Below are 19,929 nucleotides of genomic sequence, written 5' to 3'. Positions count from 1 at the left end.
TTTTTTGGTGACATCAAATTACGTAAATCATTCCTGGAAGTGTTTATTCTTTAAGCCTTATTCTGTTAAAGCTTTCTTACGCATACCTTTTCACTTTGCAAATCATTTCTAAGCAAAATCAATTCATCTTTACGACTCTCTATATTAATTTTAGCTAATTCATGAAAAATTGCTTCTGCTGATAAAAGATCTCCCCTCAATATTCTTTGCACTATTTCATTTACCTCTTTGATGTAGGCATAATGATTTTTTGCTGAAAAAAATGAACTTTTCTTATTGGATCCTCTAAAGACATAGTTTTCCAATTTTTCACAAATATTCACTATTTCTGGATTGTACCTGGGCAGATGGTCAAGTTTTAAACTTGGAACAAGCACGAGATTTATCTTTGATATGCTGGAAAGTTGTGTTTTAGGAGAGAAATTATGACTTAATTTTTTTAATTCTCTTTTGAGTGAAAAGATCAAGGCATCGAACAAATCATCCTTGCCTTTATAAGGTAGAAGATATTGGTACAGTTCAGAGACTATAACTTGCTGATTTTGTATACGATTTAATAAATCATTTAGCATGTCGGCTATTTTTTCTGTCTGGATTTTTACTGAGAAATTCAGATAGGCAAGTGTACGGTTTTCTAAATCCTTCAGTAGATCTATCTTGGCTAATTCACCTATCTTTTTGTATATTTCAAAAGGATTTGCTACATCTTTTTGATCAATAAATGGAGTAACCTCCGGGTTTGTTCTTTTTTTCCTTAAATAATCGTTTCTAATTGCGGTTAATTCCCCTTCAATTTTTAATTCTTGTAAAATGGTCTTATCTGATACGAAATATATAAAATCAGAACAGTAAATAGATAGATCGTCTGATATTTTGGAAAATAACATAATTAATCCCATACAATATTTCCCAAATTCATCTAAGGTGACGTTGTGATTTTCATGGCTTATTGAATAGTTATAAAGAGCGAACATCACACCAAAAATAAACTCTGGCTCAAAATTTTCTCCAAAATCAGAGTTTTCTTTTAATAATTCGAATAAATAGCTTATAAATAACCTGGCTTTTTCTTTGTTTGATGGGCAAATTGTTTCACCTAAATATTCCAATAGAGTGTCATACCACATAATAATCCTTTAAATCCCTTAAATAGGTAGTGTCATAACATAAATACATTTTAAAAAAAATCTACTGATATTTTTATATGCATTAATGATATTTATTATGCTCAATTTTGAATTTCATCACTTTATGCAATAAGAATTATTGACGCATGTTAAATACCTGATATACTCCGCTACCATTGATTGGAGAGATGGCCGAGTGGTCGAAGGCGCTCCCCTGCTAAGGGAGTATGGGAGAAATCCCATCGAGGGTTCGAATCCCTCTCTCTCCGCCAATCAACGCGCCCGTAGCTCAGTTGGATAGAGTATCTGGCTACGAACCAGGGGGTCGGAGGTTCGAATCCTTCCGGGCGCGCCATTTATGATGGGGGTCTATTTCGAAGACATCGGTTACAAATTATGGCTCTTCCCCAAATCCGCTGTCTCTTGATCACATCTCCATCAACTCGTTAGCTATCCTAAGCCCTTCTACTCGTTCCTGTAATCGGAACTATCCTTTCCAGATAGTAGACCAAGCTGCTTTCCCAGTTCTTTTGGAATCAGTCCAACCGCCCAACTTGGCTATTGCTTTATAAGCCCAAGCAGCAGTAGGTATTTTTTCAGGTAATGATTTTCTTTCAACACTATTCCATAAGACTTTCCATTCAGCATCAGTGAGCAATTCATCGCAAGAAGTACTGCTATCATTGATAACTAGAGTAGTCGGGTATTCAAAATACTCTTTTAATTGGAGTAATCGAATTGCTACAAATGAGAGAATGACAATCATTTTCTCTAAATTTTCAATTGATTGCATACGCTGCTCTTCAGCACCAACCCCCGATTTCCATGCTTTATGAAAATCCTCAATGCGCCATCTCATTTCATAATATCGCGTTATTTTTCGGGTACACTCTAATGTTGTTGTGGCTTCTGTTGTTAATAGAATCCATTCAAGGCAATCGCTTTCAGATGGATTTTTCTCTTTAGCGATTACTACGTTTAAAGTGATTGGTTTTAATTCACGTGCTTTAGCTCTTCGTTCAGAAGGTGAGAAAGTAACAGATGTTGTTTTTAACTCAAGAGTCACTTGGCGTTTCTTTCTATTTGCTTTTTGAGCCACTTTAATTGTATAAGTACCCAAGTTTACTGCTGAAGGTAACATTTGAAATAAATAACAGTTACTTCCTTCTAGTTTTCGATTATGGCTCGCTCGAACAATAAAACGTTGAGCATGGTCTAACTTGTACTGAATGTATTCAAAAATATCAGCTTCTCTATCGCAAACAGAAATCACATCAGACATTTTAGAACCCAATCGGTTCTCTAATGCCCGAGTATTCTTTTCCCATTTATAGCTTTCTTTCTCTGTATATAACCTTACTCGTCGATGATTTTTTTTGCCCCTTTCTTTGATATCTCGACACCAACGTTCTTGCGCAATTAATCCTATTGTTTTCTCTTGCTCTGCATCCATGAGCATAGTTGTATGAACATGAAAACCTCGATTGCTTTTTTCTTTAGGACCGCCTAAATCACCTAATGATTCTTTTACTTGATGGGTATAGGAGAGCGTGGTTGTATCTTCAATGGCTAAAAGCGTGGGGATTGACTGAGATAACCAGCTTGTTACTTGATAACCACCCTCTGCAATTTGATTCGCTGTGACTCGTTTGTTTCGTAAAAAACGATAACTACCTTCTATAAGCGCATCCTGCCCTCCACAACTTCCTGAAAGAGAACCACCAGGCGTCGATGATAATTGTTTGCCTATTTGAATTAACCGACGAGTAAGTCGTTTATCCCCTAAAGCAACTGAACCAAAAATAGCTTCCGACCATGCTGTAGTATCTTCAACTGCTAAGTCCATACATACCTCAAAAAGAGGTGATTTGATCATGTTTGTTTGGAATAAACAAGATGTGTAGAAGATTCAGCCCAAATCCGGGGGCACTAATCAAGAACACAAAACTTTAACCCTTAACCTATAATTTTCAAAACTTCTAAGCCGCATAAGCAGTCGTTGAATCAACTAGAAATTTTGTATAAGTCATATATAAACAATCGATTCCCTTCAGTTAATTAATTAGAATAAAATTGATGAAAAATATTTCAAAAAGATATCATTCAAACTTATATAGCTCTTGTCTTTTAGCAGTTGGCAAAATATTCATTAAAAGGCTGCTTATTTTTTAATACTGAAAATTCTGGGGCCATAATTAAAAACTTGAGGATTAAGTATAAAATAATCTAATATCATCAAGTTACTCAACAATGTCTTGTTGTGAGCCAACGATTCAAGGAGCGTTATGATTGTTATCTTCGTCCATGGCTGGAGTGTCACGCATACCAATACTTATGGGGATCTTCCTCAATGGCTTGAAAATCAGAGCAAACAGGGAAAGCTGGATATTCAAGTCGGCAATATTTATCTTGGGCGCTACATCAGTTTTGATGATACGGTGACGGTTGACGATATAGCACGCGCATTTGATCAAGCGGTACGTGATGAAATTGCTGATAAGCTACGAGATGGTCAGCGTTTTGCTTGTATCACTCACTCTACCGGTGGGCCCATTGTCCGCAAATGGATGGATTTATACTTTAAAAATAATCTTGCAAAATGTCCGTTGAGTCACCTTATCATGCTGGCTCCTGCCAACCACGGTTCTGCTCTTGCACAGCTTGGTAAATCCCGGCTAGGCCGCATAAAGAGTTTTTTTGAAGGCATTGAACCGGGAAAGTGTGTACTTGATTGGCTTGAACTCGGAAGCGATATGAGCTGGCAACTTAATGAAAGCTGGCTTGATTATGATTGTACTGCCAATGGTGTCTATTCCTTTGTACTTACTGGCCAGAAAATTGATCGCCAACTTTATGATGCAGTGAACTCCTACACAGGGGAATCTGGATCCGATGGGGTGGTACGCGTTGCTGCAACAAATATGAATTATAGCTTATTGAAATTACATCAGGAGGGGGATAACGGTGAAAGCCTTGTTGTCGCCAAAATGACACGAACACAGCCAATGGCATTTGGAGTTCTACCTGGACTTTCACATTCCGGTAAAAATATCGGTATCATCCGTAGTATAACTATGGCCAATGCAGCTACTCACCCCACGGCGATATGGGTCCTGCGATGCCTGCAAGTAAAAAGTCGCGGCTCCTATAATAAATTAGTAAAAGAGTTGGACAATATTACTAAAGAGACTCAGAAAAATGAGCATAAGGAATTTGTGAAAACACTTGTCTTTACGCGCGAGTATATAACCAATCGTTACTCTATGATTATTTTCCGGCTTATTGATGACCGCGGCAATCACCTTATCGATTATGATCTTTACCTAACTGCCGGACCACAATATAGCGAGCAGGCGCTTCCTGCAGGTTTTTTTGTAGATCGTCAGCGAAATCTCAATAATCGAGGTAAACTGACTTATTTTCTTGACTACGATATCATGGAAGGTGGAGTTAATACCCCAAAAATGCAGGGTAATCTTGGGTTTCGTGTTAAAGCATATCCAGAATCAAGTGACCAAGCCCTTGCCTATTACAGGTTACTTGATTTTCATTCATCGCTTGCTGACATTCATAAAATACTTCATCCGAATGAAACCGTAATGGTTGAAATCATGCTTCAAAGACGAGTAGATAGGACAGTTTTCCGTATCAACAACAACCTTACTCCGGCAAAAATCAGTGGAAAGCCAACTGGCAAAAAGATAGATTGATACCTCTTTCGTTTGATGCATTTGCATCATTAATGAGAAAAAAGTCATCTAGCCACAATTTGGAAAAAAATATCTTAAATATTGGTAATTTTACTTTCTTTATAAATATCTGAAATTTTTTCACCATCCCAAATATATCTTAAATGGCATCCTTGTATCGGTATAGTGAGCGCGGGAGGTCTTAATACAGCCACACATAAGCCATTTAAATCTCTTACACTTGGGTATAGCAAGCCCCATTCCTTCTTTTCACAAATTTTCTTGCCAAATTCCTGACTTTTACTATAACAAGCAGGATCAGGATTAAACAAGTCTTTATAATTTTTATCTGTAATATCTATTAATGGTTTTTTTATATTAGCCATATACTCTCTCATTGAGATGGAGCAAGGTTTTTCATTTGATGCGCTATAAAACCGTTCTCGATGAAAGCAAGTTTCCTTTATTGCTGTTTCAAGTGATGAAGCGGCATAATAAATACCAAAACTGCCGTCACTAAATCTTGATTCAAATCCAGTATGTGTAAAAGCAGCCATAATTGGAGTAGATCCAGGACCACCAATCCAATCCTCTTGATCTATCAAATTTATTTTACCGAACTCTGCAAGTATCCTTTCATTGGTTAAGCCTTCAAGTAGAGCTATTTGTTCGAGCTCTTCTGCAGAATCTGCCCAATCGAATAAAGTCACGGGAGGGAATTTAGAAGGTATTAGTCTATGCACTTTATCATTAAAATCTATATAGGAATACATCCTAATAACCTCGCCAAAAGTCCAGAAATTTCCTTACATCTGCAAGACGAACCATCCCCCCTTCCAGCATATATTCTTTGGGTGTTAAACCTTTAAACGGAGGTAAGTCGTTTTTACGATTAATCCAAGTTCTGGCTTGTTCCCCATCTTCAAACAATATACGTAAAGATTTATAAATTCCTAAAAGATAGGAGACTCGTTCTTTTTGATCCCTGTTTAGTTTCGCTTTATGGGAAGTGTACGTAGAGCGTGGCATATCCCCCATCAAAATACGGGCTTCACTTTCTTTTAAATCAAAACGTTCTACAAGATTGGTTAAAGACTTCCATACCACCTCATCTGGTATGCTTTGTAAAGACCTTGTATTAGTTTGCATACTAAACTCCTGGCTGCTTTCCACTATATTATAGTCTCCAAAGAGACATTTGTCTATAAAAAGACATGTTAAGTGAATTAAATGCTCATTTAATGAAAAATACATTGATCTGACATGCAGAATATGAAATAAATTTCAAAAATTAATTAACAGTGCAAGAAGCAAGGGAATAAGGCGCTTTAAAACCATAGTTGAGCGAAAATAATTTCAATATGATTGATACAATACAGAGCGAACCAAAAATAAATTTTACTTATAATTACAAACAACCTGACGACTACCGTTTCAGTCTTGATTCAATTCATCTGGCTAAGTTTGTTGCAATACAATTGGAATCCTATCCAGATCTTGGTTCATTAAGAGTATTAGATCTCTGCGCAGGCTGTGGAGTAATTGGAATTGAACTGTCATGGTATCTTCAAGCAATCCGGCAGATTGATTTTATTGAGATCCAGGATATTTATACTGAATATTTTTATCAAAACATAGCTAACGTTAATCGACCTGAGCTGCAATTTCGCTGGCATCTCTTAAATTATGATGAACTACATAAAAAAAAATGGGAAGAAAAATTCGATTTGATTATCAGTAATCCACCCTATTTCCAACCAGGTCACGGAATACTTTCCCCTTCAAAATTTAAAAATCGGTGCAGATTTTATTTAGATAGCTCCTTTCAGAGTTATATTCAAGCGCTGGGCAATTCACTTGCAAACAGAGGTAAAGCTTATTTTTTATTACGTCCATTAAAACACCATGGTCTTGATTTATTTTCTGATATACAAAAAATCCTGCAGGAAACATCAGTAACAGCAACAAAAATATCGCATATCCGTGGTACAGATATTATTTTATTGGAAAAACTGAAATGAATAGTAGTATTCTTTATAGGACATTGATTTTGGTCTGCCTTGAAAAATAAAAATATTTTCCAACACAAATTAAGTATATTAAAATTGCATGCCAAAGTATTCTTGAATAGTTGTGCCAAAATCCTTTGAGGATCAACGAGAGAAGTAGACAATGAAGTATTTACTGCATCAGAGTTAGATAACGAACAGACAGCGTTCCTCTACAGAATAAACCATTCGGATAAAATGGAGTTTTCGATGAAAGAAAATGTGTCCCACCTGCCAAGAGAGCTCAGCCGTATGGTTTTCTGGTCACTTACCTGTTTAAAGAAAGCCATTGCAGAAGTCTATGGAAAAGAAACATATGAAAGAATCGAGCAAATTCGACTATCCATGCAAGACACGATCGGAAGTGAGTCTTTTTCACTTGGAAAATCTCTTCATAGTCTTCAAATCGAGCTTTCCAAACTTGAGAAAAAACAGTTATATCAAATAGCTCATGGTTTTTCCCTTATGATGGAGCTGATTAATACCTGTGAAAATGCCTACCGCATTTTTCGTATCAACCAAAGAAAAGAACAAGTTTATTCTGATATGCCTCAAGGTATTCATTATGTATTGACAGCACACCCAACAGAGGCTCGTACCAATGAGTTTTTAAAACTTTTCAAAGAAATTCGTGACTATCTTATAGAAGTTCTTAAATCCCCCTATCTGATGAATGAATCTCATCTTGATCAAATGCTTAAAATCTCACTTCAAATTAATATTTCCTATCATGAAAAACCAAGCGTGGAAGACGAGGCTCAATACATCTATCAGTACGCACTCCATCCACTTAACATCAAACTGTATCATTCATTTTTAGCAAAAGGCGTCCCTATTCAATTACGCACCTGGGTAGGAGGTGATAAGGATGGGCACTCTGGTGTTAATGAAAAAATCATGCTTAAAAGCCTAGAACTTTCTCGTTCTTTTTTTATTGCCTACATTCAGGAATGCTTAAGAGAAGTGCTGGAAATCATTAAGCTTTCAACTTCATTAGATAAAAATAAACCCTTGGCAGATCAGATTAATCAGCTTGTTAAAAAAGCCTATGGTCTTAAAAAGATACAATCAAAAGAACATGAAAAAATATCGATATTCAAAAATGAATTGACTGCTACACAGATAAATACCCTAAAATTTTTAAATTTCGAACCTGAGCAATTCTCCATCATCTCCAGTATTTTTCATCTGTATCCCGCTTTGGTCATGCCTATAGAGCTTAGAGAGGACTCAGCCGTTGTAAAAGAGAGTTTAACAAGCATAAAAAAAACAACAATTACTAAAATGCTTGAACAGGTACACTCTATAACTCATGGAACTGATCCTAAAAACTATATACGCGGTTTTATCCTTAGTATGGTTGAATCAGCTGAGGATATAAAAAATGGAATTAATCTGGTTAAAAAAGTTTTTAAAAGCTATGCCCTGCCAGTTGTGCCTTTGTTTGAAAATCAACTTGCCCTCACTGACGCAGATACAATATTAAATAATTCAATCACTGAGGATATCAGACAGAAGCATCTCAAACAGTGGGATGGAAACTATGAAGTCATGTTGGGTTACTCCGACTCGTCCAAAGAAAATGGCGTACTGCCCTCTCGGCTTATGATTGCGAAAAGTTTAAAAAACATTCAGTCTACCCTGGAAAATAAAAACCTTCGGCCCATCTTTTTTCATGGTTCGGGCGGTAGTATTGAGCGAGGAGGCGGGGATATCAAAGAACAAACAGCCTCCTGGTCGAAGGAAATAATGTCTAATTATAAAGTGACTGTCCAGGGAGAAATGGTTGCAAGACTCTTTGGTTCCAGTTCCATACTCAAAAGCCAGATTGACAAATTTCTTGATATCTATTCGCAGAAAGGCAAAAGCAATGACAATGATTATCCGGAAGAGTTGTCCTTGTTTTCGACAAGAGTTAGCCAGAAATATAAAACACTTATCCAAAGTGACTGGTTTTGGCAAATAGTAGAACAAGCCTCCCCTTATCATTTTCTGAAAGAATTGAAAATTGGCTCTCGTCCAACCAAACGAAAATCAGGCCCTGATCAACGAAAGCTTCGCGCCATCCCATGGATTCTGTGCTGGACTCAAACACGGCTTCTTTTTCCAACCTGGTGGGGTATAGGTTCCACTTGGTCAGAGCTAAATGGCATTGAAAAAAACAGACTTAAGGCTCTTTATAAAGAAAATGCTCTTTTTGCTGCTTTTGTAAAGCAATTAGGTGTAACACTCTCCAAGGTTTATCTACCCGTCTGGGAACAGTACTTGCTTCAATTGACTGGCTCTATTGAATACCTAAAGCCTTTTCAATCAGAACTAGAGTCAACTATTCAGTTCTTCTATCAAATAACCGATGAGAAAGATTTCTGTTTTCACCAACCCTGGCTTGGGGAAAGTATTCAATTACGATCAACATTGATTCATCCTTTAAATCTTATTCAGATTGAAGCTATGAAAAGGAAAGACTTACCTCTTTTAAGAAAAACAGTCACAGGCATTTCTTGTGGTATGTTGACAACAGGATAATAGAAGTAAACAGTGTTATTGATTCCTTCTATAATATTTAGCACAGTAAAGTATTAAAGTATGTCATCTTTGTTTATAGGCTCTCTTACCCAAATGGCAATAGCCGTTTGAGCATTGGTCAGGTATAGTGTTTTGATTTTAAATTGACTTATAAGTTGTGTTAGTATACTCACTTTTTAAAATCAAAACACTATACTTATTTGGACATAGCTTCGGCAACAGGTAATTTGAGGCAATTCGCGACCAATTCGTTTTTGAAAAAAATTTGAATTTTATGAATTAATTTAATATAATTGGATCCTAATTTAACCAAAACAAGGATTCCTAACAGTGCATTACAAAAAAAAATCGATGAAAACTTATCCTTCCAGGCGTAATCAAATAACAGCATTGGAAAAATTTCGAAAAAAAACTGCTAATCTAAAAAATTGCATTAGTGATGATCTGGAGCAAACCGGCAGAGCCATGACGAATCTTAATATGTTATTATGGGTAACCCCTGTAGCTATGATAGAACATTCAAATCCGATATGGGCGATAGCATTACCTTTTTCATTGGCAGGAACCCTTCTCAGTCTTCCTGTTGCCGGTATTATTACTGCAAAAAATATTATAAAAGATGTTTATAAAACCATTAAGGAAGATATAGAGGAAAAAGCAAAAGATGACGAAAAGCGTATTGGATATTTTGCAAGCAATTTAGCTGATACTTTGTCTAAAAAACCACCGCATTTACCAGTTCTTCCTAAAACTATTCTAGCAAAAATCAGTCTATTTGCGGCAGCTCATCCAGCTAAATCACCTGACATTGACCCTTCAAAAAATTATGGACCTGATTTTGAGCTTGCATTGAATTATATTAAAAAGCCAGAGCAAGCATTTTTATCACTTAAGTAAGGTTTTTTAACTAAATTATTTTTAGCCCACGAACTGACGTAATAGTATGGATCCTGCCACTTTAACAAGGTCTTGTAATGAGCCAGAATGAGATTGTTTAAATTCATTTAAAAAAGTGGAGGATCCATAATAGATAAGAGCTACGGTAAAAAGTTGTGTATGGTCAAAAAAGATCAGGTAGCTTTCCCCTCATCCACTGAACCATTTTGTTTAATTTCTCTTATACCATTGACGAATTTAACGCCGCGAATCACTTCAGCGAGCATCTTGAAGCCCCGCAGTTTACGCCAATGATGTTTGGCATTGTCACATAGCTTGAAAACCATTGTCAAAATAGTTGTTCGAGAGAACGCGCCTTTGGATTTATAAGTGCGGTGCCTGACACTGGCAAAGGTCGATTCAATCGGATTGGTGGTGCGCAGATGAACCCAGTATTCTGCCGGGAAATCATAAAAGGCTAATAAATCATCTTTGTCTTTTTGCAGACACTCCGTCGCTTTGGGATATTTAGCTTGATAACTTTCGATGAATCGGCCAAATGCCTTATAAGCTTGCTCCCGTGTTGGAGCCATCCAAATGGCTTGCAGTTGTTGTTTCGCTTTGGAGAGTAGCGATTTTGGCAATTTGTCCAGCACATTGCCCATCTTGTGAAACCAACAACACTGATGGCGAGTTTCAGGATAGATTTCATCGATAGCACCCCAGAAACCCAGTGCCCCATCGCCAACAGCCAGTTTGGGTGCCTTGTCGAGTCCGCGTGCTTTCAAATCGCGTAACACCGAAAGCCAGGACTCTTTACTTTCCCTGTAACCGGCTTCCATGGCTATCAAGTCTTTTTGACCGCGCTCATCAACACCAATTATCACCAGAACACATTCCTTGCTTTCTTCCATTCTGGCCTGCAAATAAATCCTATCTACCCAGAAGTACACATAATGTTTGTCAGTCATCTCCCGTTTTCGCCATGCCCTATATTCTTGCTCCCATGTCGCTTTTAGGCGGCTAATGACTCCAGGAGATAAATTTTTTCCTTCACTGCCAATCAATGATTTTAAAACATCTACAAAATCATTCGTGGAAATCCCTTTGAGATAAAGTAACGGCAAAAAGTCATTTAGGCTTTTGCTTCGCCTTAAATACTTGGGAACCAGATTCGAAACATAACCAATCCCATCCGATGACTTAGAACGGTCCCCCACCCGTGGAACTTTAACCGCCACTTGGCCTATTCCTGTCTGAATCTCTCGTTCCGGCAAATAATCATTCCTTACAAAGCGCGCTTGTTCTCCCGCTCCATTATAATTCTCCAGAAACTCCGCAACTTCTGCTTCAATCGCTACCGCCAATAATTGCCTCGCTCCGGCACGAAGGGTTTCTGTCAACAAATCATCAATAACTACTGGTTTTTTCAATGAAACAACGGTATCGTTTCCCATCGTGGTGTCTCCTCTTTGGATTTTTCCATTAACCTTTGATAGTTAATGAGGTTACACCACCCAACCTGTTTTTCAATTACTCCCGTACACAACTTTCAATCGTAACTCCGAAGAAGTTAGTAATAGCTATAAAATAGACAATGAGGCATTCAAATAGCTAATTATCATAATGATTTGATTATGAAAAAATTGAAAAACCTCACACCTAATAGGCTATTTAATTCTGGATTTCAGCCCTCCAAAACATTGAATAATTTATTTATAGAGGCTTAATGAAGTCTGCTTATTATGACCGCCACTTTTAGGATTGTTCCATTTTGTTATATTTTCAGCCACAAAAAAAGATAGAGATAATCTAGAGGTATGACCCGTATAAGATGTTATTATTCTTAAATCTTGCGAGCTGGCATCGTGATTATCTTTTAATTGAAGCTCATTTTTGAAATTTCTCTAACTTTTTTCTTTTAATAACGGAAAAGATATGACCTTTAATTCATGTAACATCATATCCCAATAAAACATTTTTTCTTTATTTATAATATATTGATTTTTATTTAATTTTTTTATTTTTTCAAAACATACTCCCTCCGGTGTACGGAATAGATTGGACTTCCGTCGACCGATAAAATACTTTGTGTTCCGACTTTTATTATAATTTTCATTTCATATTTCTAAACAAGCTTTTCTTTATATCAAGAATATCAGTATGCTTTAAATTTGTCTTTCCAATAATCATAAAGATCCCATAATACTTATTCTGGGCAAAAACCATGTTTTTTTATCGCTATGGGTATATACCATTTTAGTTCACCTTCAAACGTGACCACACCAGATTCAAACTAAGGTTTATTAAGGGCATTACAAGATCTGCAACAAGTTCTAATTGATACTTCATTTATAACTTTTCCTTAAAATATTAAATTATGTCATTAAGCAGAAGTTTGAAAATCATGGTTTATTGTGTCTATAGCAATTAAATTTATTTAGAGACGATTGGTCTGCCTAAGATGCTAAATCAATTAATAATTGAAGGTATCAAATCGAGTTGAATGGATCGGTAAAACAATACCGATCCAACAGTGTTATTCATATTTTTAGGAATCTAAAATATTTCTAAGCCAGGCTTTTGCCTCAGGACTAACCTGATCGTCATTTAAAGCAATTTCATATATGGCGTTTTTACGTGATGTTTCCTCACCATACATATCAACCAGCATCTCATTCCAAAGAGCTAATACGCTTGCTGAAGGAACTTTTCCTACTTGATCAAGAATCCCATAGATTCTGTCTCGCCAGTAAGCATCCATCGCTTTATCCATCCAGGATACGATTTCAGGTGTTAATCCAACCTCATCAAGACCTTTTCCTTCCCCAAAACCCTGTTCAAATTTTTTAGTCCTTAAATGAGCATATTTTTTACCATAGACCCCATTTACCCAATCCATAATCTTCTTTCCCAAATAAATTCCTATTTTTGAGTCTGGTTCTTGCTTCAGATTATTTTTTACCTCATCAACTAACTGAGACCAATTGTTTTCCATAGCCGCTTTTTGCTCAGGCGTGGCATTGGCTTTCATTTCTTTTTCAAACTCAGCGTACTGTTTTAATTCATCCGGCGTGAATATTTCCTTTACCCAGCCATGCTCAAGATGTTCTGTCATTTTATATACCTCTATAAGTTGAATAATGGTTTCCCAAGGGATAGATTGATTTATGTCAACAGAGTCAATGATACGTCTCAAAGTTTTAGCTCCCTCAAGTAAAGTGGATGCTTTTTGTTCTAACACCCGAGCTTGGCTGTTAAAATGGTTGAGCGCATTACTTTCTTCAGCGAGCAAGGTTTTGATTTGTGACAACTCAAAACCGAAAAACTTCAAAGCAATAATCTGTTGTAATTTCAATAAATCCTTCTCAGAGTAAACACGGTACCCATTGGTAAGTCGTAATGAAGGCTTTAGCAATCCTATACGATCATAGTGATGTAACGTTTGTACCGATACATCCGTTAATTGGCTTAAATCTTTTACGAACCATTGTGTCATTGTGTTTCCCCCTTCAAGACAAAGGTAAGGCCTATAGCAACAATAGGGTCAAGCAGTTTTTAAAATTTCTTGAGTAATTATTTTCCCAACTTACTAAGAGATGAATTATTAAGCAAGAAAACTTCAAAAGAGTTCCTTCTTTAAAATTTGACAAGCAATGCCGGTATAATGCTTTTTAAATTGTTCATCAAGTCTTAATGCTTCACAAAGTTCTTTCCATGTTGGCAGAGGATAAAACTGAATGAGTTTAAGTAACATGAGCAAGGAGGCAACGCCACAACCAGCCTCGGAATAAGGTATTTGCTCTTGCTGGGAAGTAAAAATAGCGTGATACAACTCCCTTTTTTTGAGGGTATCGTAATAATTTGATTTGTATAAATCACAATTTTTTTTGCTAACACGCATAATACTCTCAATCCAATGTCATTTAGGGCTGATAAGGCCAGCCCTTCTATCATCTCAATCAAAGGTTTTTATTTGCATAAAATAGCATTCCTTCAATAATAAACTCGAGTAGAGCAGGATGCTGCTGCTCATAAAATTTGCTGTAATTTTAAGCACTGTTTTTCTTCATAATAACGATAGCCATTAGCACCTTGATAGGCTGGTTTTAATAAACCTATTTCATCATACCAATGTAAAGTGCGCACACTGACATTCGATATTTTTGCTAATTGTTTTACCGTATAAGCCATTATTAAACTATCCTCTCAAATGATTCCATTTAAAGATAAGTGCTCACGTAACGTAAGGGTCAAGCATTTCATCTTAATTTTTTTGTAAACCATAAAATAAAATCATCATCTAAAGGATAGACCTGCCCCGGAACAGTTGGCTTATAACCATAAGTGACACCTAAACCATCAGGGATATAACCCCTATTGACATAAAGCCGTTGAGCTTGTCCATATCCTCCATCATGGCCGCCATATAAACCAACGCCAATACCTACGACATCACTTTCACTTGCCGCTTTTTCTTCAGCAGCCTGCAGTAGAGCAGTTCCCACTCCCTGTTTACGAAAAGAGGGCAGCACATTTAAGTCTATAATTTCCGGAATTTTTTGATGAGCAAACGACTGGTATTGTGATATCCATTTTAGAGTAACATAGCCAGCAATTTGTTCTCGAAAATATGCCACCCATACCACCCGAAGAAACTTCTGCTGTTCTTGGTAATATGCTTCAAACAATGAAGCAGGTTTTTGCCAATTTGCTTTCTGAAACGCATTGACCAGAATGGGGATTTCGGATAATTCAAGTACCTTAATAATGACATTAGCTTGTTGAGGCTCAATTGGAATGCCAAGCTCTTTTACCATATACACCATACTCCACTCATAGCTTTTGGGTTTTAAATCAAAAAGAGAGTGAAAGCCAACTGATTGATAGAATTGATACGTTTTAAGGTAATTGTCTTCTGACTCTGAAGGGCTTAGCGTTTCAACTGTTATGGTTATAGCCCTCTGCGTTTTAGCAAAATAACAGGCCGCTTCAATTAATTGCTTACCTACACCTTGGCGATGAAAATCTCGTCTGACAGCCATCCAATAAATATTGGCATTATTAGGATAAGGAAAATCAATTGAAATAAGCCCGATAACGTCATTCCCTTTTTTTGCTGCAAAATTAGTGCGTGTTTTCACACCTATTGCATAGTGCTCATTTACTTCTGGCAAACCAAAATATTCTGGTAAATCCTTTGTAATTGTCGAACACAAAGCGTGAGCTAATTCCCCTGTTATTTTTTCTATTTGAATCATAATATTTTCCCTACTGCAGTATCTCGGGCATCACCTTCATAGCCATAGGGATCATCAAAAGACATATCGATATAACCATTATTTCGATAAAATCTTAGAGCATCTGGTGACGACTCGATATGCAAACTTTGATAGCCATGACTTTTGAGCCATTTTTCACATAATGTCAAAAAACGGTTACCGTATTGATGGTTTCTTTTAAGCTCATCGATAACGATAATACGTAGTGCTGCTCTGTTATTAGGCCATAATTGCAAATGAGTATAGCCAATGATTTCGCTTCCTTGAAATAAAACAAAATGAACATGCGCATCATGCTCAAAAGTCCAGGTATAAGGATCAGAAAGACCGGCCTTGTCAAAAAAATAAAATTGTCTGAAATTGCGTACTTTATCCCATTCACGAGGTGTTAATGCCTTAACCATTCTTAATCCATTAAACCCTGCTTTTTTATCAATGATTACAATAAAATCTTCTTTACCCAAGCAATAGGCGGTAATGTCATCAGAATATTGGCGTGCCAACTCTTGTTTTAAACGCGCATAAGCCTCTCTATCTTCCGGGTGAGATCTCATCCAATCCCTAAACTTTAAGTGGCGCTCAATTTCGAAGTTTCCAAGCTCAAAAACATGAGCATGATGTGTTCGTTGATTATCACCCTTTTGGAAATAGCGGCGAAAGGGAATACCGTATTCTCCTTTTGCTTCATAACCAAGTGTTCGCATGGCAGTATTGACACTATCTACTTTGCTTAGGTCCAAAACAACTGGAATCATATCGATGACTGGTTTTGCAGCCAAACCAGGTACTGAGGTGGAACCGATATAATGAATATCAATGCAATTATTACCTAACGCTTTTTTTATCTGTTCTGCTTCCTGTTCAAATTGCATAGACCAACTCGAATCATAAGGTACTACTTTGATGAGATGCTGTTCTTGCTTGACTAACATAACTTAATCTCCTTTCTCATTCTGTTGATCTGGCAAAAAACCACCAACCTGCGCATTCCACAAGGTTTTGTACAAACCACCACGCTTCAATAGTTCATCATGATTCCCATCTTCAACAATATGGCCTTTATCAAAGACTAAAATTCTGTCCATATGCAGGAGAGTAGACAGGCGATGCGCAATAACCAGGGTTGTCTTTCCTTGCATTAACTCCCAGAGACTCTCTTGAATATTGGATTCTGTAATGGAGTCAAGCTGGGACGTGGCTTCATCCAGTATTAAAATCGGGGCATTTTTCAAGATAGCCCGTGCAATCGCAATACGCTGACGCTGACCACCTGAAAGTTTAACCCCACGTTCTCCTACCAGGGTTTTATAGCCTTCTGGCAAAAGACTTATGAATTCATGAGCATGTGCTTTCCTGGAGGCTAATATAACTTCTTCATCCGTTGCATCCGTCCTGCCATAGCATATATTGTCCATTAAGCTTCGATGAAAAAGTGTTGGATCTTGAGGAATCATGGCAATGGCTTGCCTTAAACTCTCTTGAGTGACTTCAGATAGGTTTTGACCATCAATAAGAATCTGCCCCTCCACAACCTCATAAAGTCGTAAAATCAGATTCACAAAAGTCGATTTACCACTGCCTGAATAACCTACTAAACCCACTTTTTGACCTGCTTTAATCGCTACAGATTTATTCTGGAACAGAGAATAACCGCCTTGGTAATGAAATTTCACCCTGGAAAATTCAATTTGTCCTTGAGTAACGACTAATTGAGATGCATTGCTTTTATCCTTAATCTCGTGGGGTATCACCAATGCATTTAAACTTTGTTTTGCTTTGCCTAAGGCTTGGTTAAATTGATCCACTTGATACATGGTGTACCACATCATATGGCCCAACTCCATGGAAAGTCCAAGAATTAAGGCAAAATCACCTATGCTTACAAGACCCTTGCCATATAAATGGATTAAAGTAATCGATGCAAAACCCATCATCACTGCAATCATTCCACCTTGTGCGCAACATAACAAAACAATAAACAGCTCTTTTCTTTGAAAAGCCCGTTGTACCATACGAAAGAAAGCGTTCATACGTTCCACTTCGTAGATTTTTCTTGAAAAGATACGAATGTTGGATTGATTCGCCAGACTATCTACCAATTGCCCGGAAAGCTGTGATTCAGAGCTTGCATGATCATCAGACAATTGGACTAATCGTGCTGACATCCAAATACTAAATGAGGCAAAGGCAATGAACCAGAGAAATAAAATATAGAAAAACAAAACATTAACAAAATAGGCTGTAATAAATGAAACCACCAATAATGAAGCACCACGAAGAAAATCTACAGACACGCGATGTAAAATAATCTCAAGATTATCTGCAAGTGTCGTAATTTGATCGGCAATCCGTCCGGAGAGATTATCCTGAAAAAATTGCGTACTACCCCCCAACACATACTCAAACGTTTGGCTAATAATCTGGTTTTTAATCACGGCTTCATATTTATAGTTCAAGTACCCAAGGGTGCGCCAGGTTATATTGTCAAAAACAACAAAGTTCAATACCAATAATCCAGCAATCCAATACAAAGAAGACAGGTCCTTACTTGCCTTTGCAGCTAAAGTATTAATGAAAAATTTAACCAATAAACTATTAAACGGTCCCCAAAAACCAGCCAATAGAGCAAACAGGATAAATAACATCACGATGCTTCGATATGGTTTTAAAAAATGCCACACAAAAGAACCCAAGTGATTGGGCAAACGATTAGTCATGATGGATTCCCTCTAAATAGGCATCATTGAAACCATATAATTTTCCTTGATGAATCTGATACTTGGTTTCAATGTGAATGGATTCTAAAAAGTCATGGTCATGAGAAATAACCAGCATTGCGCCTGGAAATTCACTTAGAACCTCAATGATATGAGTACGTGTTTCCAAATCCACATTGTTAGTGATCTCATCTAAAATAAGTAGTTTAGGTGGTTGAGCCGCAATCAATGCTAAAGAAAGCCTTGCCTTTTCACCACCAGAAAGACTTTTGACCTTAATTTCTACTTCTTCGTTTTTGCGAAATAAAAAATCATTTAAATGAGCACGAATTTCTGCATAAGTTGCATGAGGCATCTTAGAGCTCATTAAATCCAGGACTGTTTCATTGAAGTTCAAATGTTGATAATGCTGATCGAGATAGCCTATTGTATTGTAATTAGGCACAGCCCACTCTCCCGTCCTCTTAATTTGACTATCCCCCAAGATCGCTTTGACAAAGGTCGACTTACCTGAAGCATTGTTTCCGTGTAATGCCACTCGTTCGCAACCACTCAAGTGAAAATAAATATCTTTAAGAATCATGCTAGATTCGTAGGCAATCGAAGCGTCTTGAATTCTGATTAAGGATTTATGATGCTCAAGTCCCTTTAATTTAAATTTGGGCTGAATCACCTCTGTAAGGTTTAGAGAGGAAAGCTCCTCGATCAATTGTTGTTTTTTGTGGCAAATGTCACTTAATCGTTTATTGCCCGTTGTAATTGCTGAGCCAAGCCTGGTATGAGACCGAATCGTTGGCCATTTGCGTTGAGCTATCTTCTTTTCGCCCTGAACACGCGAGCGTTTATTGCGCTCTTGTTCTCTCATTAAAGCAAGATGTGATTCCTTTTTCTGTTTTGCAATCCTTGATAATTCCTGCTTAATCGATGCTTTTTTGTCCTCAAGCATTTGTTGATAATCAAAATAAGTTCCTCTAAATACAATCACTTGACCTAAATCAATATGCCATAGAGTATTTGTGACTGTATTGATAAGTTCTGTATCATGAGAGGCGATGATCAACGTTCCGGGATAATACTTAAGCATGCGCATTAAAGAACGACGATTACGGCTGTCCAGATGATTCGTAGGTTCATCTAACAATAAAACATTAGGCTTATCGGACAGTATCTTGCTCAATACCTGGTTTAATCGTTGCCCCCCACTTAAATCAGGACAATCCTCAAGCACTTGAGGTAAATGACCAAAGCGAACATCATGGGGTATTTTAATTTCGCCCGCAGGGGCTAAAAAAAGACCATAAAGCATCTTGAGTAGCGTTGATTTTCCTGAGCCATTACGGCCAATCAGTGCAATGCGATCAGCAAAATGGATTTCACCACTAAAGTCTTGAAAACAGGTTTTATGCGGATAGATAAGACTGAGGTCTTTAAATTGAATCGGTTTATGGTTCATGATTTACTCTTAAGCATGTCTGCCAGGACAGTAAAAACTAAAAGTCACAAAGGACTTTGTTCACTTTGCCCTATAGTTGGGCGTACTTAAGATGTAATTTTCATGACTCTTTAAACCTACCTTTTATGTGATAAAATAATAACTCTTTCAACAATAAATTAAAATAGTTGAAGATGTCAATATTATATTCAAAATTATTTTTTCCTGATTA

15 protein-coding genes, 2 tRNA genes and 2 pseudogenes are annotated in these 19,929 nt (G+C 37.0%); 6 read left to right on the top strand and 13 right to left on the bottom strand.

The window, feature by feature from the left end:
- Positions 1-65: 65 nt before the first annotated feature.
- Positions 66-1,127, bottom strand: coding sequence for a hypothetical protein (locus OQI99_RS04560; protein WP_265731394.1), 1,062 nt, complete (start codon positions 1,125-1,127; stop codon positions 66-68).
- Between the two features lie 182 nt (positions 1,128-1,309).
- Between OQI99_RS04560 and OQI99_RS04555 the strand changes: the two genes are divergently transcribed.
- Positions 1,310-1,399 (top strand) — tRNA-Ser (locus tag OQI99_RS04555).
- 6 nt (positions 1,400-1,405) lie between these two features.
- A tRNA-Arg gene (locus OQI99_RS04550) sits at positions 1,406-1,482 on the top strand.
- Between the two features lie 132 nt (positions 1,483-1,614).
- Here the strand turns inward: OQI99_RS04550 and OQI99_RS04545 are convergent.
- Positions 1,615-2,973, bottom strand: coding sequence for an IS4 family transposase (locus tag OQI99_RS04545; RefSeq protein WP_265731393.1), 1,359 nt, complete (start codon positions 2,971-2,973; stop codon positions 1,615-1,617).
- Positions 2,974-3,412: 439 nt separating this feature from the next.
- Here OQI99_RS04545 and plaB point away from each other — a divergent pair, with 439 nt between their 5' ends.
- The gene (plaB, locus tag OQI99_RS04540) at positions 3,413-4,837 is read left to right on the top strand and encodes a phospholipase PlaB (protein WP_265731392.1); all 1,425 of its coding nucleotides are present in this window, start codon (positions 3,413-3,415) and stop codon (positions 4,835-4,837) included.
- A gap of 74 nt (positions 4,838-4,911) precedes the next feature.
- Here plaB and OQI99_RS04535 read toward each other — a convergent pair whose 3' ends face one another.
- Positions 4,912-5,589: an RES family NAD+ phosphorylase gene (locus OQI99_RS04535; protein ID WP_061512661.1), complete on the bottom strand. Its 678-nt coding sequence runs from the start codon at positions 5,587-5,589 to the stop codon at positions 4,912-4,914.
- A 1-nt stretch (position 5,590) separates the two neighbouring features.
- Positions 5,591-5,965 (bottom strand): antitoxin Xre-like helix-turn-helix domain-containing protein, encoded by a 375-nt coding sequence (locus OQI99_RS04530; protein WP_011213883.1) that lies wholly within the window; start codon positions 5,963-5,965, stop codon positions 5,591-5,593.
- Between the two features lie 212 nt (positions 5,966-6,177).
- Between OQI99_RS04530 and OQI99_RS04525 the strand changes: the two genes are divergently transcribed.
- The 3 genes from OQI99_RS04525 (at position 6,178) to OQI99_RS04515 (ending at position 10,287) form a co-directional block, all read left to right on the top strand.
- Positions 6,178-6,837, top strand: coding sequence for a methyltransferase (locus OQI99_RS04525; protein WP_061512660.1), 660 nt, complete (start codon positions 6,178-6,180; stop codon positions 6,835-6,837).
- 237 nt (positions 6,838-7,074) lie between these two features.
- Complete coding sequence (locus OQI99_RS04520) at positions 7,075-9,390, top strand: phosphoenolpyruvate carboxylase (protein WP_265731391.1); 2,316 nt, start codon at positions 7,075-7,077, stop codon at positions 9,388-9,390.
- A 330-nt stretch (positions 9,391-9,720) separates the two neighbouring features.
- On the top strand, positions 9,721-10,287 hold the full coding sequence (locus tag OQI99_RS04515) for a hypothetical protein (protein WP_265731390.1): 567 nt from the start codon (positions 9,721-9,723) through the stop codon (positions 10,285-10,287).
- 173 nt (positions 10,288-10,460) lie between these two features.
- On the opposite strand, the gene OQI99_RS04510 is transcribed toward OQI99_RS04515, so the two are convergent.
- From OQI99_RS04510 to OQI99_RS04475, 9 genes and pseudogenes are all read right to left on the bottom strand, one after another.
- A complete protein-coding gene (locus OQI99_RS04510) occupies positions 10,461-11,723 on the bottom strand; it encodes an IS256 family transposase (protein ID WP_265731389.1) in 1,263 nt (420 codons plus the stop codon).
- A gap of 1,094 nt (positions 11,724-12,817) precedes the next feature.
- A complete protein-coding gene (locus OQI99_RS04505; protein WP_061512657.1) occupies positions 12,818-13,765 on the bottom strand; it encodes a MerR family transcriptional regulator in 948 nt (315 codons plus the stop codon).
- Positions 13,766-13,888: 123 nt separating this feature from the next.
- Positions 13,889-14,170, bottom strand: a complete 282-nt coding sequence (locus tag OQI99_RS04500; RefSeq protein WP_061512656.1) for a hypothetical protein — start codon at positions 14,168-14,170, stop codon at positions 13,889-13,891.
- 131 nt (positions 14,171-14,301) lie between these two features.
- A pseudogene (locus OQI99_RS04495) lies at positions 14,302-14,460 on the bottom strand (MerR family transcriptional regulator); the annotation flags it as partial.
- A 68-nt stretch (positions 14,461-14,528) separates the two neighbouring features.
- On the bottom strand, positions 14,529-15,086 hold the full coding sequence (locus OQI99_RS16170) for a GNAT family N-acetyltransferase (RefSeq protein WP_322783715.1): 558 nt from the start codon (positions 15,084-15,086) through the stop codon (positions 14,529-14,531).
- Between the two features lie 6 nt (positions 15,087-15,092).
- A pseudogene (locus tag OQI99_RS16165) lies at positions 15,093-15,527 on the bottom strand (GNAT family N-acetyltransferase); the annotation flags it as partial.
- Positions 15,524-16,480, bottom strand: coding sequence for a GNAT family N-acetyltransferase (locus OQI99_RS04485; protein ID WP_061512654.1), 957 nt, complete (start codon positions 16,478-16,480; stop codon positions 15,524-15,526). The gene OQI99_RS04485 and the pseudogene OQI99_RS16165, both read right to left, overlap by 4 nt.
- A gap of 3 nt (positions 16,481-16,483) precedes the next feature.
- A complete protein-coding gene (locus OQI99_RS04480; RefSeq protein WP_080447165.1) occupies positions 16,484-18,265 on the bottom strand; it encodes an ABC transporter ATP-binding protein in 1,782 nt (593 codons plus the stop codon).
- The gene (locus OQI99_RS04475; RefSeq protein WP_265731388.1) at positions 18,258-19,718 is read right to left on the bottom strand and encodes an ATP-binding cassette domain-containing protein; all 1,461 of its coding nucleotides are present in this window, start codon (positions 19,716-19,718) and stop codon (positions 18,258-18,260) included. The genes OQI99_RS04480 and OQI99_RS04475 overlap by 8 nt, the downstream gene beginning before the upstream one ends.
- Between the last annotated feature and the right edge of the window lie 211 nt (positions 19,719-19,929).

Origin of the sequence: Legionella sp. PATHC039 (assembly GCF_026191275.1) — a bacterium.
Taxonomy (GTDB): Bacteria; Pseudomonadota; Gammaproteobacteria; order Legionellales; family Legionellaceae; genus Legionella; species Legionella pneumophila.
This window is presented reverse-complemented; position numbering and strand designations above follow the sequence as displayed.

Bases quoted from the DNA above. Each gene is read 5' to 3' on its own strand.
- OQI99_RS04560 (WP_265731394.1), bottom strand. From the start codon at position 1,127: ATGTGGTATGACACTCTATTGGAATATTTAGGTGAAACAATTTGCCCA.
- OQI99_RS04545 (WP_265731393.1), bottom strand. From the start codon at position 2,973: ATGGACTTAGCAGTTGAAGATACTACAGCATGGTCGGAAGCTATTTTT.
- plaB (WP_265731392.1), top strand. From the start codon at position 3,413: ATGATTGTTATCTTCGTCCATGGCTGGAGTGTCACGCATACCAATACT.
- OQI99_RS04535 (WP_061512661.1), bottom strand. From the start codon at position 5,589: ATGTATTCCTATATAGATTTTAATGATAAAGTGCATAGACTAATACCT.
- OQI99_RS04530 (WP_011213883.1), bottom strand. From the start codon at position 5,965: ATGCAAACTAATACAAGGTCTTTACAAAGCATACCAGATGAGGTGGTA.
- OQI99_RS04525 (WP_061512660.1), top strand. From the start codon at position 6,178: ATGATTGATACAATACAGAGCGAACCAAAAATAAATTTTACTTATAAT.
- OQI99_RS04520 (WP_265731391.1), top strand. From the start codon at position 7,075: ATGAAAGAAAATGTGTCCCACCTGCCAAGAGAGCTCAGCCGTATGGTT.
- OQI99_RS04510 (WP_265731389.1), bottom strand. From the start codon at position 11,723: ATGGGAAACGATACCGTTGTTTCATTGAAAAAACCAGTAGTTATTGAT.
- OQI99_RS04505 (WP_061512657.1), bottom strand. From the start codon at position 13,765: ATGACACAATGGTTCGTAAAAGATTTAAGCCAATTAACGGATGTATCG.
- OQI99_RS04500 (WP_061512656.1), bottom strand. From the start codon at position 14,170: ATGCGTGTTAGCAAAAAAAATTGTGATTTATACAAATCAAATTATTAC.
- OQI99_RS16170 (WP_322783715.1), bottom strand. From the start codon at position 15,086: ATGGTAAAAGAGCTTGGCATTCCAATTGAGCCTCAACAAGCTAATGTC.
- OQI99_RS04485 (WP_061512654.1), bottom strand. From the start codon at position 16,480: ATGTTAGTCAAGCAAGAACAGCATCTCATCAAAGTAGTACCTTATGAT.
- OQI99_RS04480 (WP_080447165.1), bottom strand. From the start codon at position 18,265: ATGACTAATCGTTTGCCCAATCACTTGGGTTCTTTTGTGTGGCATTTT.
- OQI99_RS04475 (WP_265731388.1), bottom strand. From the start codon at position 19,718: ATGAACCATAAACCGATTCAATTTAAAGACCTCAGTCTTATCTATCCG.